The organism is Embleya sp. NPDC050154, from assembly GCF_044460165.1.
Classification (GTDB): Bacteria; Actinomycetota; Actinomycetes; order Streptomycetales; family Streptomycetaceae; genus Embleya.
This window is the reverse complement of the sequence record NZ_JBITJP010000006.1, coordinates 367,117-382,058: the sequence shown is the minus strand read 5'-3', so window position 1 is coordinate 382,058 and position 14,942 is coordinate 367,117. Positions and strand designations below refer to the sequence as shown.

The 14,942-nt window shown below is 71.9% G+C and carries 10 protein-coding genes and 1 riboswitch; of the genes, 5 read left to right on the top strand and 5 right to left on the bottom strand.

The annotated features are described in order from the left end of the window. Positions 1-3: 3 nt before the first annotated feature. Both ACIBSV_RS16440 and ACIBSV_RS16435 read right to left on the bottom strand, forming a co-directional pair. A complete protein-coding gene (locus ACIBSV_RS16440; RefSeq protein WP_395863409.1) occupies positions 4-1,350 on the bottom strand; it encodes an ABC transporter substrate-binding protein in 1,347 nt (448 codons plus the stop codon). Then, on the bottom strand, positions 1,347-2,558 hold the full coding sequence (locus ACIBSV_RS16435) for an ABC transporter ATP-binding protein (RefSeq protein ID WP_395863407.1): 1,212 nt from the start codon (positions 2,556-2,558) through the stop codon (positions 1,347-1,349). Before ACIBSV_RS16435 ends, ACIBSV_RS16440 begins: the two co-directional genes overlap by 4 nt. 158 nt (positions 2,559-2,716) lie before the next feature. Beyond that, positions 2,717-2,805: riboswitch (ZMP/ZTP riboswitch) on the top strand. A 32-nt stretch (positions 2,806-2,837) separates the two neighbouring features. Between ACIBSV_RS16435 and glyA the strand changes: the two genes are divergently transcribed. Continuing rightward, a complete protein-coding gene (glyA, locus tag ACIBSV_RS16430) occupies positions 2,838-4,118 on the top strand; it encodes a serine hydroxymethyltransferase (RefSeq protein WP_395863405.1) in 1,281 nt (426 codons plus the stop codon). 120 nt (positions 4,119-4,238) lie between these two features. On the opposite strand, the gene ACIBSV_RS16425 is transcribed toward glyA, so the two are convergent. After that, a complete protein-coding gene (locus ACIBSV_RS16425; RefSeq protein WP_395863403.1) occupies positions 4,239-6,869 on the bottom strand; it encodes an FHA domain-containing protein in 2,631 nt (876 codons plus the stop codon). Between the two features lie 345 nt (positions 6,870-7,214). On the opposite strand from ACIBSV_RS16425, the gene ACIBSV_RS16420 reads away from it, so the two are divergent. From ACIBSV_RS16420 to prfB, 3 genes are all read left to right on the top strand, one after another. Next, complete coding sequence (locus ACIBSV_RS16420) at positions 7,215-8,708, top strand: serine/threonine-protein kinase (RefSeq protein ID WP_395863401.1); 1,494 nt, start codon at positions 7,215-7,217, stop codon at positions 8,706-8,708. A 149-nt stretch (positions 8,709-8,857) separates the two neighbouring features. Further along, positions 8,858-10,924: a protein kinase gene (locus tag ACIBSV_RS16415; RefSeq protein ID WP_395863399.1), complete on the top strand. Its 2,067-nt coding sequence runs from the start codon at positions 8,858-8,860 to the stop codon at positions 10,922-10,924. 37 nt (positions 10,925-10,961) lie between these two features. Further along, positions 10,962-12,074, top strand: a complete 1,113-nt coding sequence (gene prfB, locus ACIBSV_RS16410; RefSeq protein ID WP_395863397.1) for a peptide chain release factor 2 — start codon at positions 10,962-10,964, stop codon at positions 12,072-12,074. A 339-nt stretch (positions 12,075-12,413) separates the two neighbouring features. On the opposite strand, the gene ACIBSV_RS16405 is transcribed toward prfB, so the two are convergent. Continuing rightward, the gene (locus tag ACIBSV_RS16405) at positions 12,414-13,301 is read right to left on the bottom strand and encodes a hypothetical protein (protein WP_395863395.1); all 888 of its coding nucleotides are present in this window, start codon (positions 13,299-13,301) and stop codon (positions 12,414-12,416) included. A 494-nt stretch (positions 13,302-13,795) separates the two neighbouring features. Further along, on the bottom strand, positions 13,796-13,984 hold the full coding sequence (locus ACIBSV_RS16400; protein WP_395863393.1) for a hypothetical protein: 189 nt from the start codon (positions 13,982-13,984) through the stop codon (positions 13,796-13,798). Between the two features lie 236 nt (positions 13,985-14,220). On the opposite strand from ACIBSV_RS16400, the gene ftsE reads away from it, so the two are divergent. After that, the gene (gene ftsE, locus ACIBSV_RS16395; RefSeq protein WP_020553326.1) at positions 14,221-14,910 is read left to right on the top strand and encodes a cell division ATP-binding protein FtsE; all 690 of its coding nucleotides are present in this window, start codon (positions 14,221-14,223) and stop codon (positions 14,908-14,910) included. Positions 14,911-14,942 lie beyond the last annotated feature (32 nt).

Sequence of the window (14,942 nt, the reverse complement as noted above, 5' to 3'; positions counted from 1 at the left end):
CGGTCACCCGCCCGCGTAGGCCTTGGCGGCGTCCGCTTCGAGCTTGCTCTGCGCCCCGGCCACGTCCGAGGGGTTGCGCAGGAAGTCCTGGAGATCGCGCCACTCGCCCTCACCCTTGGTGCCACCGAACGCGGCGGGCGCCTGGTCGGAGAGGTCGAAGCGGAAGTCGTCGCCCGCGGCGATCAGGTTCTTGGCGATCCCACGCGTGGTGTCGTCGCGGTAGGACGCCATGTCCAGGTTCTTGTTCGGCGACAGGTAACCGCCCTGCTGCGCCCACACCTTGGCGGCGTCCGGCGAGGCCAGATACTTGAGCAGGGCCTGGGCGCCGGGGGAGTCCTTCATCGCCACGGCCACGTCGCCGCCGGTGACCACCGGTGCCTTGCCGGTGCCGACCGCGGGGAAGCCGAAGAACTTCGCGTCGGTGCCGATCTTGGCCTTGGTGTCCTTGATGATGTTGGTGCCGATGAAGTCGCCGCCCGAGATCATCCCCGCCTTCGGCGGATCGCCGAACGCCTGCGGTACGGACGCGGGGAACTCGGTCTGGAGCACGCCGCCGCTGCCGCCGGGGAACCAGTCGTTCTTGCCGAAGACCTGAGCCAGCGTCTCCAGGGCGGTCTTGACCGAGGGGTCGGTCCACGGGATCTGGTGCTTGGCCAACTGGTCGTACTTCTCCGGGCCGGCCTGGCTCAGGTAGATGTTCTCGAACCAGTCGGTGAGCACCCACCCGTCGGCGCCGCCGATGGCGAACGGCGGGGTGCCCGAGTCGGAGATCAGGCCCGCGTTCTTGAGCAGGTCGTCCCAGGTCTTGGACTCGGTGGCGCCCGCGTTCGCGTAGACCTTCGCGTTGTACCAGATCAGTGACTTGTTGGCGCCCTTGTAGTAGACGCCGTAGAGCTTGTCCTGATACGAGCCCAGCTTTTGCCACTGGGTCGCGAAGTTCGCCTGCACGGCCTGCTGCACGTCGGCCGCGAGTGGCTTGATCCAGCCCTTCTGCGCGAACTGCTGGAGTACGCCCGGCTGGGCCAGGAACGCCACGTCCGGCGGCGCGTTGCCCTCGACCCGCTGGCCCAGGAAGGTGGAGGCGCTGTCGCCGGTGGGGATGAACTCGGTCTTGGCACCGGTGCGCTTCTCGAAGTCGGCGAGCACCTTCTTGAAGGCGGCCTGCTCGTCGCCGGTCCACACCGCCGCGACGCTCACCGTGGTGCCGTCGAGGCGGGGTACGGCCGGCGCGCCGCTCCCGCCGGGGGTCGCGTCGCTCTTCTTGCCCTTGTCGTCGCCGTCGTCGCTACAGGCCGCGAGACCCATGGCGAGCATCGAGGCGACCGCCAAGGCGCCCACGAACCGCTTCACGCGTCCTCCGTAATGGACAGACCCGTCTCCGGGTCGAAGAAGTGCAGCCGGTCGGTTGCCACCCGCATCACCACATCGGCGCCCTCGCGGGCCCGGGTACGCGGCCCGAAGCGGGCCACCAGCTCGGTATGGGCCGCGCCCGGGTCCGGCACCGTGTCCTCCGCGCCCACGTCGCGCGCGAGTTCCTGGACGTCCTCGGTGACCGCGGGCGGCGCGTCCACGCGCACGTGCACGAGCACCTCCGAACCCATCGCCTCGACCAGGTCGGCCTCGGCCCGCAACACCGCGCCCTCGGCGGGCTCGGCGCCCTCCAGGGCGGTGTCGTACAGGTCCTCGGGGCGGATGCCGACGATCAGCGGGCGACCGTGGTAGCCGGCCAGCGCCGGGCGCGCGGCGAGCACGTCGGGGTGCACGGTCAACCGCTGGCTGCCGATCGCCACCGTGGTGCCGTCCGCGTCGTCGCGGTTCAGCGTGCCGGTCATCAGGTTCATCGCGGGCGAGCCGATGAAGCCGGCCACGAACAGGTTGACCGGGTGGTCGTACAGCTCCTGCGGTGGGGCGACCTGCTGGAGGACGCCCTTCTTCATCACCGCGACCCGATCGCCGAGGGTCATCGCCTCGGTCTGATCGTGCGTCACATACAGCGTGGTGACCCCGAGTTCGCGGGTCAGTCGGGCGATCTGGGCGCGCATCTGCACGCGTAGCTTCGCGTCGAGATTGGACAGTGGCTCGTCCATCAGGAACGCCTGCGGCTCCCGGACGATCGCCCGGCCCATCGCGACCCGTTGCCGCTGACCGCCGGAGAGTTGCCTCGGCTTGCGGCCGAGGTGCTCCTCCAAGCCCAGGGTGCGGGCCGCCTTGGTGACCCGTTCGCGAATCTCGTCCTTGGGCAACTTCCGCAATCGGAGCCCGAATCCGATGTTGTCCCGCACATTCAGATGCGGATACAGGGCGTAGCTCTGGAACACCATCGCCACGTCCCGGTCACGCGAGGGCACCCGATTGACCACTCGGTCGCCGATGCTGATCGTGCCCTCGCTGATCTCCTCCAGGCCGGCGACCATCCGTAACGCGGTCGTCTTCCCGCATCCGGACGGGCCGACCAGAACCAGGAACTCCCCGTCCGCGACGGTCAGATCGAGTGAGGTGACCGCTCGAGTGCCGTCCGTATACAACTTTCCAACCGCATCCAGTACCACTTCCGCCACGAATTCCCCCGATGGTGGACAGATCCCGCCTGCTGATGTCCTGTGGTACGCCTGGTGTGGCGTTGGCCACAACCCCTGCCCCGTGCAACGAGCCTTATTCGTGACTTTCGATCATCGCTGCGTAATGAGGCGGCGGGTGACCGTCGCGCTCCGTATGCTGAACGGGCCGCGACTGGCGTACGCGTGGGATCGACCACGAGGAAGCGGCGGTTCCACCGACGAGGTGTCGTCCGCCTGGGCACCCGGATCACATTCGCTGTGAACCGAGCCGGAGAACACATGGACATCCACGGGCACGTGACCGATCGCCACCCGGAACTGCGCCGCACCGACCCCGAGATCGCCTCGTTGGTGCGTGCCGAGGAACTGTTGCAGCAGGACACGCTGCGGCTGATCCCGAGCGAGAACTACGTCTCCGCCGCCGTGTTGGAGGCGACCGGGACGGTACTGACCAACAAGTACTCGGAGGGCTATCCGGGCCGTCGGTACTACGAGGGCCAGCAGAACATCGACCCGATCGAGATCATCGCCCGCGAGCGGGCCAAGTCCCTGTTCGGCGTCGAGCACGCCAACGTGCAGCCGTACTCGGGCTCACCGGCCAATCTCGCGGTCTACCTCGCCTTCGCCCGGCCCGGCGACACCGTGCTGGGCATGGCGCTGCCGATGGGCGGGCACCTCACCCACGGATGGGGGGTGTCCGCGACCGGGACCTGGTTCCGCGGCGTGCGCTACGGCGTGCGCGCCGACACCGGGCGCACCGACCTGGACGAGGTGCGCGATCTCGCGCTGCGCGAGCGGCCGCGGATCATCTTCTGCGGCGGTACGGCGGTGCCGCGCACGGTGGACTTCGCCGGGTTCGCGGAGATCGCCCGCGAGGTGGACGCGATCCTGGTCGCGGACGTGTCCCACATCGCCGGGCTGATCGCGGGCGGGGCGCATCCGTCCCCCGTCGGGCACGTGGACGTGGTGTCCACGACCACGCACAAGACGCTGCGCGGGCCGCGCGGGGCGATGCTGATGTGCCGCGCCGAGCATGCCAAGGCGATCGACAAGGCGGTCTTCCCGGGCCTTCAGGGAGGGCCGCACAACAACACCACGGCGGCCATCGCGGTCGCGCTGCGCGAGGCGGCGACCGACGAGTTTCGGACATACGCCCACGCGGTGGTGGCGAACGCGAAACGGCTCGGTGAGGAACTCGTCGGGCGCGACTTCGAGTTGGTGTCGGGCGGGACGGACAACCATCTGCTGCTGGTGGACCTGACCCGGCGCGGGGTGCCCGGGAAGGTCGCGGCGAAGGCGCTGGATCGGGCCGGGATCGTGGTGAACTACAACACCGTGCCGTTCGACACCCGGTCGCCGTTCGACCCCTCCGGGATTCGGATCGGGACGCCGGCGCTCACGTCGCGTGGGCTCGCCGAGGAGCACATGCCCGCGATCGCGCGGTGGATCGATCAGGTGGTGACGGCGGCGGGGGTCGGAGCCGAGGACGTGATCGTGCGCGTGCGGGGCGAGGTGCGGGAGCTTTTGGGTGGGTTTCCGGCGCGGGGGTTGCCTGTGTAGGCGCGGGATTTGTTTGCCCACCCGCTCCACCCGCTCCACCCGCTGCGTCTGGTGGGGAGGTTGGGGTTTTACCGCGGCGCGGGGTGCCTGGTGGGGCCCCGCGGCCTGGTCGGGTGGGCGTTACCGGGCTTTGCGGGCCAGGTGCTCCAAGGGGGCCGGGGGCCACAGAGGGGTTTGGAGCGGGGTACCGAGTTGTTCCGCGGCGCGGCGGACGGCACCGGTGAGCAGGGCCAGGTCGGTGGGGCCCTTGCCGCCGCCCACGGGGGTCGGGCGGCGGGCCAGGCGGTTGCCCATCTCCTGCCACTCCTGGCGGACCACGGTGGGGCGCAGGGTGGCCGTGCGCGGCATCCGGCCGGTCACCCGGCCGGCCTGGAACGGGACGACGGCGCCGTCCCGGCCGCGCACGAACCCGCGCCCGGGATAGTCCTCGTCCACGCCCGCCGCGTCCTCGACGTCGATCAGCACGCGCGAGGCCTGCGGATCGTCCACCCGCAGGGCGATCCGCAGTTCGGCGCCCGCCGCGGCCTCGATCTCCGGGGTCCGGGCGGGCTGACCGGTGGTCACCAGCAGGTGCACGCCGTGCGCGCCGCCGCGATGGGCCACGTCGGCGAGGCTCTTGACGAAGCCGGGGTACGCCTCGGCCAGCAGGTCTATGTCGTCCACCGCCACCACGAGCCGGGGCAGCGGCCGGTCCGAGCCGGCCCGGTACGCCTCGAACGGCGTGCCGCGCAACAGCCCCTCACGGCGATCCAGTTCGTCCCGCACGGCCGCGACCGCGTCACCGGCGGCCGGGATCTCCGCGTCGGTGAGGTGTCCCACCACGTGCGGCAGCTCGGACAGCCCCTCCGGGCCGTGCACCAGCGCGATGGCGAGCTCGTCCGGCCGATTGGCCACCGCGAGCGAACACAGCACGGACGCGAGCAGTTCGGAGCGGCCGGAGCCCGCGGCGCCGCCGATGACCACGTGCGGCCCGTCGGTGGACAGGTCCACGGTGACCGGGCCGCGCGCGTCCGAGCCGAGCACCGCGCGCGGCGAGCGGCCCGCCTCGCGCCAGCCCGCGAGCAGTTTGGCGGGGGTGAGCAGATCCAGGTTGAGCAGGTCCAGGAGCCGGACCGACTCCGGCAGCGGTGAGGTGACCCGACGGGTGGCCTCGCGCAACGGGGCCAGGGCACGGGCGAACCGGTCCGCCCACGCGGACGACACCGCGTCCGCGACCACGTCCTCGACGCGCCGGGTGCCCGGCCCGATCAGGTCGATCCGGGTGCCGACCTCGCCGGCGATGTGCGCGACCGCCGAGCACTGCGGCGGCAGTTCCTCGGCCCGCTCGTCCAGACACAACGCGTGCACGCCGGCCGCGGGTCCCTCGACCAGAAGCCGGACGATCTCCGGACGGGCGGCCAACCGGCCCGCGCCGTCCAGGACCACCACGGTGCGCCGGACCGGGACCCGCTCGGCGGTGTCGATCCGGTCCAGCAGTTCGCCCGCGCGGGCCCGCACCTGATCCGCTCCCAGGCCGACCAGGAGCCGGCAGTCCTGACCCTCGCCCGGCCGCAGGTGCGGCAACCAGCGGGCCCAGGACCAGTCGGCGGCGGTGCCCGGGTCGGCGCACAGCACGACCAGTTCCACATCCTGCGGTCCGTGCAGTCCGGCGAGTTGGGCCACCACCGAGCGGGCCAGGCCCAGCAGTCGGGGGCGGTGCCCGGTCAGGCCGAGCACGGTGTCCTTGAGCGAGACGGTGACCGGGACCGAGAACGCGGTCAGTCGGCGCTCCTCGCCGCCCGTGCCGGCGACGGTCGAGGGTTCCACCAGGGTCACCCGCGAGGGCAGGTCGCCGACGCCCAGACGCACACCCAGCGCCTCGGGGTGGCCGGCCGCGCGCTCCCACAACCGGCCCGCCGGGCCGGGCTCGCCGGTGGCCAGCGCGTCCAGGAGCAGGGTCGCCGGATCGGGCGACTGGTCCCGTCGCCAGCGCACCTCGTCGAGCAGCGCCGAGCGGGCGGCCGCCTCGATCGTCTCCCGCTCGGTCCCGGCGGCCCGGCGGCGCAGCGCGAACGGGCGGCGCCGGCCCGCCGTCTCCTCGGGCAGTTCGAAGCGGGCGCGGGCGGGCACCGGCAGTTGTGCGCGGGCGGTGCGACGCACCTCGATGTGCCCGGTGCCGTCGGCCCGGGCGCGGGCTCCGGAGCCGTCCTCGGGCGAGCCGTAGGGCGGCGGCAGGAAGGTCTGGAGGGTGGATTCGCCGACCCGCAGCAGCGAGCCCGGCGGCAGGTCGACCGGTTCGCGGCCGATCGGCATCCCGTCCACGGTGGTGCCGTTGGTCGAGCCGAGGTCGGCGACGCGGATCCGGCCGGGCTCTATCCACAACTCGGCGTGCAGGCGGGACAGATCGGGGTCGCCCAGGCGCACCTCGGCCTCGGGCGCGCGGCCGATCCGTACCCCGCCCTGGTGCAGCAGGTGCACGCCACCCGCGTCCGGCCCGCCGACCACCCGCAACTGCGGGGATCCGGCGGAGGGCGAGGGGGAGCCGAGCGCGTCGACGGTGACCAGCGCGCCGTCCACCAGCGGCGGTCGGCCCACGGGGGTGTCGTCGCGCAGCCGGATGTCGCCCACCCAGAAGCGTTGGCCCTCGGTCCCGGAGGCGGTCCGCAGCGCGCCCGCGATGCCCGCGAACGTCGTCCCGGACGGCGCGGTGACGAGCACGTCGGCGCCCGGTCCGGTCCGCTGCGGTCCGTGCACGGTGAGCCGGATCTGCATGCGCGCCTCCCTCCTCCGAGCAGAAAACAAGAGGCATCCTCGCACCCGCGACCGTCATGTCGCCTACAGCCGGACAGACGATGGATCTTGTCCGAATTTCGACCGAAAAAGACCGAGTCGCCGGCGAATCGCCCGAACACGATGCCGCCGTCGAGTCGCTCCGCGTCATCGAGTATCCGCCGCGCGGGCCCGGCTTGGATCCGGTCCGGGTTCGGCCCGGGTTCGGCCGGGTTCGGACCGACACCGCCTCGGGTTCGGCCGCGACGTGGCGAACCGTACCTGGGGTCGATGCGTCTGTAGCCGAGTACCACCTAGGGTGGACGGCAACCCGGCACCACCGCCCAGGTGGCGGACAGGACAGTGGGGAGCGTCGTGGACCGGCCGGTCGGCAGCAAGTATCTGCTTCAGGAAACCCTGGGGCGCGGAGCCAGTGGCACCGTCTGGCGCGCGAGCGTGCGCGATTCGGGCGAGACGGTCGCGGTCAAGGTGCTGCGCGAGGAGTTGGGCACCGACCCGGACGTGGTCACCCGCTTCCTGCGCGAGCGCTCGCTGCTGCTCAATCTGCGCCACCCCAACCTCGTGCACGTACGCGACCTCGTCGTCGAGGGCGAGACGCTCGCCCTGGTGATGGACCTGATCGACGGCCCGGACCTGCGCACCTACCTGCGTGACAACGGCCCGCTGCCGCCGGCCGCCGCAGCCCTGACGATGGCTCAGATCTGCGACGCGCTGAGTGTGACGCACGCGGACGGGGTGATCCACCGGGACCTGAAACCGGCCAACATCATGCTCGCCCGCAACGGCGACTCGCTCTACCCGATGCTGACCGACTTCGGCATCGCCCGGCTCGCCGACTCGCCCGCGCTCACCCGCACTCACGAACTCGTCGGCACCCCCAGCTACGTCGCGCCCGAGACCGCCGAGGGCCGACCGCTCACCCCGGCCGTGGACGTCTACGCCGCGGGTGTCGTGCTCTACGAACTCGTGGCCGGGCACCCGCCCTTCCGGGACACCAACCCGATCGCGCTGCTGCACCACCACCTGACCGAGGCGCCGACCCGCCCGGTCGGCATGCCCGACGCGTACTGGCTGATCACCGAGCGCTGCCTGGCCAAGCAGCCCGAGATTCGGCCGGACGCGGCGGGTCTGGGCCGCGCGCTGCGGCTGGCCGCCGACATCGTCGCCGGCGTACGGCCCGACGACGGCTCGCTCGCCCAGGTGCTGGCCGCGAGCGCGTTCGGCGCCCGCCCCGGCGCCGGCGACCCCACCCGGGTCATCCCGCAGGCGCAGAGCGGCTATCCCGCGCCGCCGCCCACACCGCCGAGCACACCGCCGCCGAGCCCGCCCAACGCGACCCGGGTGATGAGCACGCAGCCGCCCGGCTACCCGCAACCACCGCGGCAGTACCCGCCGCAGCCGGCGTACGCCGAGCCGGTGCGACAGGCCGCCGCGCCGCCCGCCCCGCCGCTCGCCGATCCCGGGCCGCCGCCACCCCCGCCGCCGCGCTATCGGCGCGAGGAGGCACCCGAACGCGAGCCGCGCCGCCGGGAACGGCCGGCGCGCGAGCCGAGGGAGCGCGAGCCGGAACCGCGCGAGCGCGAGCCGCGCAGGCGACGCGGGTTCCGGCTGACCAGCATCCCGGGAGTGGGCTGCACCATCGGCTGCCTGCTCCGGCTGGTGATCATGGCCGCGATCCTGTTCGCCATCTACTGGTTCAGCCCGCTGCGCGACTGGGTGAACTCCGCTATCGACTGGTTCGATACCGTTCGAGGCTGGTACGACAACGTCAAGGACTTCGTCTCCGGCAACGACGGCGGCGGCGGTGACACCAAGAACTGACGCATAATCATCCCCCGGTCGCCCGTGTCGAGGACGACCTCGTACACGCCGTCCTGCCCGACGGTCCCCGGATCCGGGGGTCGGCCGCGTAGGGTGCGGTCGGGGAAGTCCGCTGTGAGCACCACGCTCGCTGGGTCCACGGAGCTGCTTTGGCACGCAAGATCGGTAGCCGATACGTCGCCCTGAAGGTGCTCGGGCGCGGCGCCAGCGGGACCGTCTGGCAGGGCGAGGGACCCGAGGGACCCGTCGCGATCAAGCTGCTGCGCGAAGACCTCGCGTCCGACCAGGTGTTGGTCGCGCGCTTCGTGCAGGAGCGCACCGCGCTGACCAGCCTGGACCACCCCAACATCGTGGGGGTGCACGACCTGGTCGTGGACGGTACCGACCTCGCGCTGGTGATGGACCTGGTCATCGGTCCCGACCTGCGGGCCCGGCTGGAGCGCGAACGTGTGCTCACCCCCCGACTGGCGGCCGCGATCGTGGCCGACGTCGCGGACGGGTTGTCCGCCGCGCACGCCGAGGGTGTGATCCACCGCGACGTCAAACCCGAGAACATCCTGATCGACAACTCCGCCGGGGTCTCCCGGGCCCGCCTCACCGACTTCGGCATCGCCCGCCTGGTCGACGCGCCGCGCCGCACCCGGGCCACCCGGATCATCGGCACGCCCGACTACCTGGCGCCCGAGATCATCGAGGGCCTGCAACCCACCGCCGCCGTGGACGTGTACGCGTTGGCCACCGTCCTGTACGAACTGCTCACCGGGTGGACGCCGTTCGGCGGCGGGCACCCCGGCGCGGTGCTGCGTCGACACGTCACCGAACCGGTGCCGGGCATCCCCGGCCTGCCGGATCCGCTGGCCGCGGTGCTGGCGTCCTGCCTGTCCAAGGCGCCCGCCGCCCGGTTGACCGCCCGCGAGTTCGGCGAACGGCTGCGCTCCGCGCTGCCGTCGCTGATCGGCCTGCCCGCGTTCGACGTGCCCGACCCCAACGGGAACGTCGGCCGCCAGGACACCCCCGTACCGCGCCCGGCAGGCGTGGTCCCGCTGGTCTCGGGGACCTCGGAGGCCGCCGACGGCAGCCGGGACACGCACACCAACCTGACCCGCCCGGTGTTCGACGACGCGGCCCCGGTGCAGTCGCACCGCCGGAGCAAACCGGCCCGCCGCGCAGGCGCCGCGCGCCGCCGACTGATCCTGGTGATCTGCGGTGTGCTCGCCATCGCGGCGGTCTGCGCGGTCGCGGTGTGGTTCACCCGGGACAAGGGCACCTCGACCCGACCCGCCGGGCAGACCTCCGGCGTCACGCAGCAGAGCACCCCGGGTCCCGCGGGCGGCTCGGGTGGCCCCGCCCCGCAGCGCGCCGGCGCCGGCTACGCGTGGCCCGCGTTCGTGCCGCTGCCCGCCGCGCCCGTGCTGCTCCAGGGCGGCCCGGCGGCGGCCCGGGCGGACGCCGAACACGCCTGGGTGGTGCAGCGCGACGGCGAGGGCGGGCTCTGGTACATCGGCGGCGAAGGCCCGCGCTGGGGGGAATGGCGCCGGCTGCCCACCTTCCGCACCACCGACGATCCCGCCGCGGTCAGCGCCGCACCCGGACGCCTGGACGTGTTCGCGGTCGGCGCGACCGACAAGTTGCTCTACCGCTCGACCCTGGCCGACGGCCGGTTCGGCGAGTGGACCAGGACGGACGCCAAGACCAAGCTCGGCGGCGCGCCCGCCGCGGTCGCCACCGGCGATCGCATCGACATCGTCGCGCGCACGAGCACCGACGGCCTGGCCGCCGGATCGCTCACCGGGACCTCCTGGAGCGGCTTCACCACGGTGCCCAGCGCGGGCCGGATCGAGGCCGCGCCCGCGCTCACCGCCGGCGCCCCCGGCACGCTGGCCGCGTTCGTGGTGCGCGCCGGCGACCACGCGGTGCTGCACATCCCCTTCCTCGACGGCACCTGGCGCGAGCCCGAGCGGGTCGGCCTGGCCGCGTCCGCCCGCCCGGCCGCCGCCTACACCCAGGGCCGGGGCCTGCTCGTGCTCGCCCGCGACGGCAACGGCCGACTGCTCGGCGCGGTGCCCGGCGAGGGCGGCTGGCGGCCGGTCGACCCGAACACCGCCACCGCCGACGCCCCGGCCGCGACGGCCGCCGGAACCGACCGGGTGGACGTGTACATCCGCGCCGACAACGGCCGGGTCCAGGCCGCCGGGTCGAGTCCGGACCCGGGCTGAGTCCGAGACCGGGCCGCGATCCACTTAGGATGGTGGCGTGGCTGCCGTTGATCCTTCCGAAGAGCTCAAGTCCGTCGAGTCGACCATGACGTCGATCGAGGCCGTCCTCGACCTCGACAAGATGCGGGCCGATGTGGCCGCGCTCAACGAAAAGGCGGCGGCGCCGGATCTTTGGGACGACCCCGAAGCCGCCCAGAAGGTGACCAGCCGGCTCTCCTTCCTGCAGGGTGAGCTGCGCCGCGTCGAGGACCTGCGCCGGCGTCTGGACGACGTCAACGTCCTGTTCGAGCTCGCCGAGGCCGAGGACGACGCGGACACCCGCACCGAGGCCGAAAACGAGCTCGCGGCGGTGCACAAGGCGGTCGGCGAACTGGAAGTGCGCACGCTGCTCTCCGGCGAGTACGACTCGCGCGAGGCGCTGGTGACCATCCGATCCGAGGCCGGTGGCGTGGACGCCGCCGACTTCGCCGAGATGCTCCTGCGGATGTACACCCGCTGGGCCGAGCGGCACGGCTACCCGACCGAGGTCTACGACACCTCCTACGCCGAGGAGGCCGGCATCAAGTCGGCCACCTTCGCGGTCAAGGTGCCGTACGCCTACGGCACGCTGTCCGTCGAGCAGGGCACGCACCGCCTGGTGCGGATCTCGCCGTTCGACAACCAGGGCCGCCGACAGACCTCGTTCGCGGGCGTCGAGGTGCTGCCGGTCGTCGAGCAGAGCGACCGCGTCGACATCGACGAGTCCGAGCTGCGGGTGGACGTCTACCGCTCGTCCGGTCCCGGTGGCCAGGGCGTCAACACCACCGACTCGGCGGTGCGCATCACGCACATCCCGACCGGCATCGTGGTGTCCTGCCAGAACGAGCGCTCCCAGATCCAGAACCGCGCCTCCGCGATGGCGGTGCTCTCGGCCAAGCTGCTCGAGCGCCAGCGCCAGGAGGAGCAGGCCCGGATGAACGCGCTCAAGGGCGAGGGCTCGTCCTGGGGCAACCAGATGCGTTCGTACGTCCTGCACCCGTACCAGATGGTCAAGGACCTGCGCACCGAATTCGAGGTGGGCAACCCGCAGTCGGTGCTCGACGGCGAAATCGACGGCTTCATCGAGGCCGGAATCCGCTGGCGCAAGCAACAGCAGACCGCCGCCGCGTAGTCGCCGCGAACGGCGGGGTCCGCCGAGCGAAAAGCCGGTTCATACCCGATTCACGAGCACGAAGACCCCCACGTATTCGCGGGGGTCTTCGTGTTGTGACGCGTTGCGCTTTCGTGCCGATTTTCGCGGCGAATCGGAATTAACCCCGCAACCCTCTCCGAACGCCCTTGACGCGGCATCCGCCCGGTTACCAGTCTGAACGGCGGCATTGCCGCGACGCATCCGATCGGAGTCCGAGTGCCATCCACGGATGGCACGGGCGCGCGTCGAAGTGATGCCCAACGGCGTTTGGGACCCCACCCGCGCCGGCGCGGATACGGGGATCCCACCAACTGGGGGTTAATTGATGACAACCAAAATGCGCGTCCGGACGGCTCGGATAGCCGCCGCCGCGCTGTTCGCGGCGGGCGCGTCCTTCGCGGTCGCGGGCGTCGCGAGCGCGGCGGACCCGGGTCCGGACGACGGGTGCGAGCAGACGCACACGTGCCCGCCCGGCGAGACCTCCGGCAGCACGACCGGTACGACCACGGGCACCACCACGGGTACGACCACCGGTGGCACCGTCGTCGGCGCAACCACCGGCGGCACGATCGTGGGCGCCACGACCGGCAACACGTCGGGCTCGACCACCGGTACGACCACGTCGGGTTCGACCACGGGTACGACCACGTCGGGTTCGACCACGGGTGAGACCACGTCGGGCTCGACCACCGGTACGACCACGTCGGGTTCGACCACGGGTACGACCACGTCGGGCTCGACCACGGGTGAGACCACGTCGGGCTCGACCACGGGCACCACCACCTCGGGTTCGACCACGGGCACGACCACGTCCGGTTCGACCACCGGTACGACGACGTCGGGTTCGACCACCGGCACTACCAGCTCGGGCAGCTCGAGCGGTACGTCCTCCGGCTCGCAGGGCACTTCGGCCGGATCCACGGGGACCTCGTCCTCGGGCTCCACGAAGGGCAACTCGGGCGGTTCCGGGACCACCACGAAGGGCAACTCGGGCGGCAGCACCGGTGGCGGCAACACGTGTGACGCCACGCACGCCACCGGCGGGCTCGACCTGAACTGCGGCGGCGACGGGAACACCCGGACGAGCAGCGGCAACGGCGACCAGCAGAACGCCCCCGTTCGCGACTTCGGCGGCGGCGACACCGCTCCGGCGGCGCAGCAGCCCGCGAACAAGGAACTGGCCTCGACCGGCTCCGGCGCCAACATGGCGTTCCTGGTCGTCGGCGGCGCCGCGATGGCGGCCGGTGGCTTCACCTTCACCGTGCTGCCGGCGCGGCTCAAGCGCCGTCAGCAGGCCTCCGCGGCCTGAGTCGAAGACTTGTGCCCCGGCGCGGCGGTGCCGGGGCACTGAATCCGCCGTCCAGCCGTTCCGGGCCGGGCGCACCGCGTCATCGCGAGTGCGTCTGTGAAACGGTCGGCTCGGAATCACGGACGGTGGGCGGCACCGCGGTACGACGCCGGGCCCTGTGCCCGGCCTCGACAACGGGGCGCCCGCTCGGTTCGGTCCGCGTCGGACAGCTGCCGACAATGCCCGATCCGGGTTCCGGAAGCCGCGGAATGCCGCTGTACGACGCGAAGGCCCTGGGGGCACCCAGGGCCTTCGTGTCGTTTCGCAGTTGTTCGGGGATGGTGGGGGTCCTGCTCGGGCGAGCGGGGCCGCATCCGGCCCGGCTCCGGCCCGGCGACTCGTGCTCCGCGGCTCAGCCGCCCACGCGGGCCAGCAGCAGCGCGCACACCAGGACCAGCAGTGCGAGTGCCGCGAGCATCGCGGGTTGGAGATTGAATCCACCGGAACGCTGGAGCCGTTCACGACTGGCCCGGCACGTCGGGCAGCGACCCTCCGCGACCAGGCCGGCACAGTTCGCGCACACCAGGCGGTCCAAGGTCATCTCGACGCCTCCGCCTCGATTGCTCCGCTATCACGCATCGACACGCATAACGCTCACGACGCGGTGGGAAGTTCCCGTCCCCTTCCACTGTGCCGCTTACACTCACGGAATGGCCATGCCCGACGACCACTCCGTTCGAGCCTGGGCGCCCGGCTCGCGACGGCGTGGTCCCTTGGCCACACCTGTGCCCCCGGCCGGATGCCCTGCCCCCTACACTGGCGCACCGTGATGCAACCGTGATCCGATTCGACAACGTCAGCAAGACCTACCCGAAGCAGCCGCGCCCCGCGTTGCACGACGTCTCCCTCGAAGTGGAGAAGGGTGAGTTCGTCTTCCTCGTCGGGTCCTCGGGCTCGGGTAAGTCCACCTTTCTGCGGCTGGTCCTCAAAGAGGAGCGGCCGTCCCTAGGCAACATCTTCGTGGCGGGCAAGGACCTCGGCCGGTTGTCCAACTGGAAGGTGCCGGCGCTTCGCCGCCAGGTGGGCACCGTCTTCCAGGACTTCCGCCTGCTGCCCAACAAGACGGTTTATCAGAACGTCGCGTTCGCGCTCGAGGTGATCGGCAAGCCCCGAGGCACGATCCGCAAGGTGGTACCGGAGGTGCTGGACCTGGTGGGGCTGGGCGGCAAGGAAGACCGCATGCCCGGCGAACTGTCCGGTGGTGAGCAGCAGCGTGTGGCGATCGCCCGTGCCTTCGTGAACCGGCCGATGATCCTCATTGCCGACGAGCCGACCGGCAACCTCGACCCGCAGAACAGCGTCGGCATCATGAAGCTGCTCGACCGGATCAACCGGACCGGCACCACGATCCTGATGGCCACACACGACCAGGCGATCGTGGACCAGATGCGCAAGCGCGTGATCGAGCTGGAGCAGGGCCGCCTGGTCCGCGACCAGTCTCGCGGCGTGTACGGCTACCAGCACTGATCCACCGGACCACCACGGCGCGGCAGTCCGGC

Coding starts and splice junctions, on each gene's coding strand:
- glyA (WP_395863405.1), top strand. CDS start 2,838: ATGGACATCCACGGGCACGTGACCGATCGCCACCCGGAACTGCGCCGC.
- ACIBSV_RS16425 (WP_395863403.1), bottom strand. CDS start 6,869: ATGCAGATCCGGCTCACCGTGCACGGACCGCAGCGGACCGGACCGGGC.
- ACIBSV_RS16405 (WP_395863395.1), bottom strand. CDS start 13,301: ATGTTGGCGCCGGAGCCGGTCGAGGCCAGTTCCTTGTTCGCGGGCTGC.
- ACIBSV_RS16400 (WP_395863393.1), bottom strand. CDS start 13,984: ATGACCTTGGACCGCCTGGTGTGCGCGAACTGTGCCGGCCTGGTCGCG.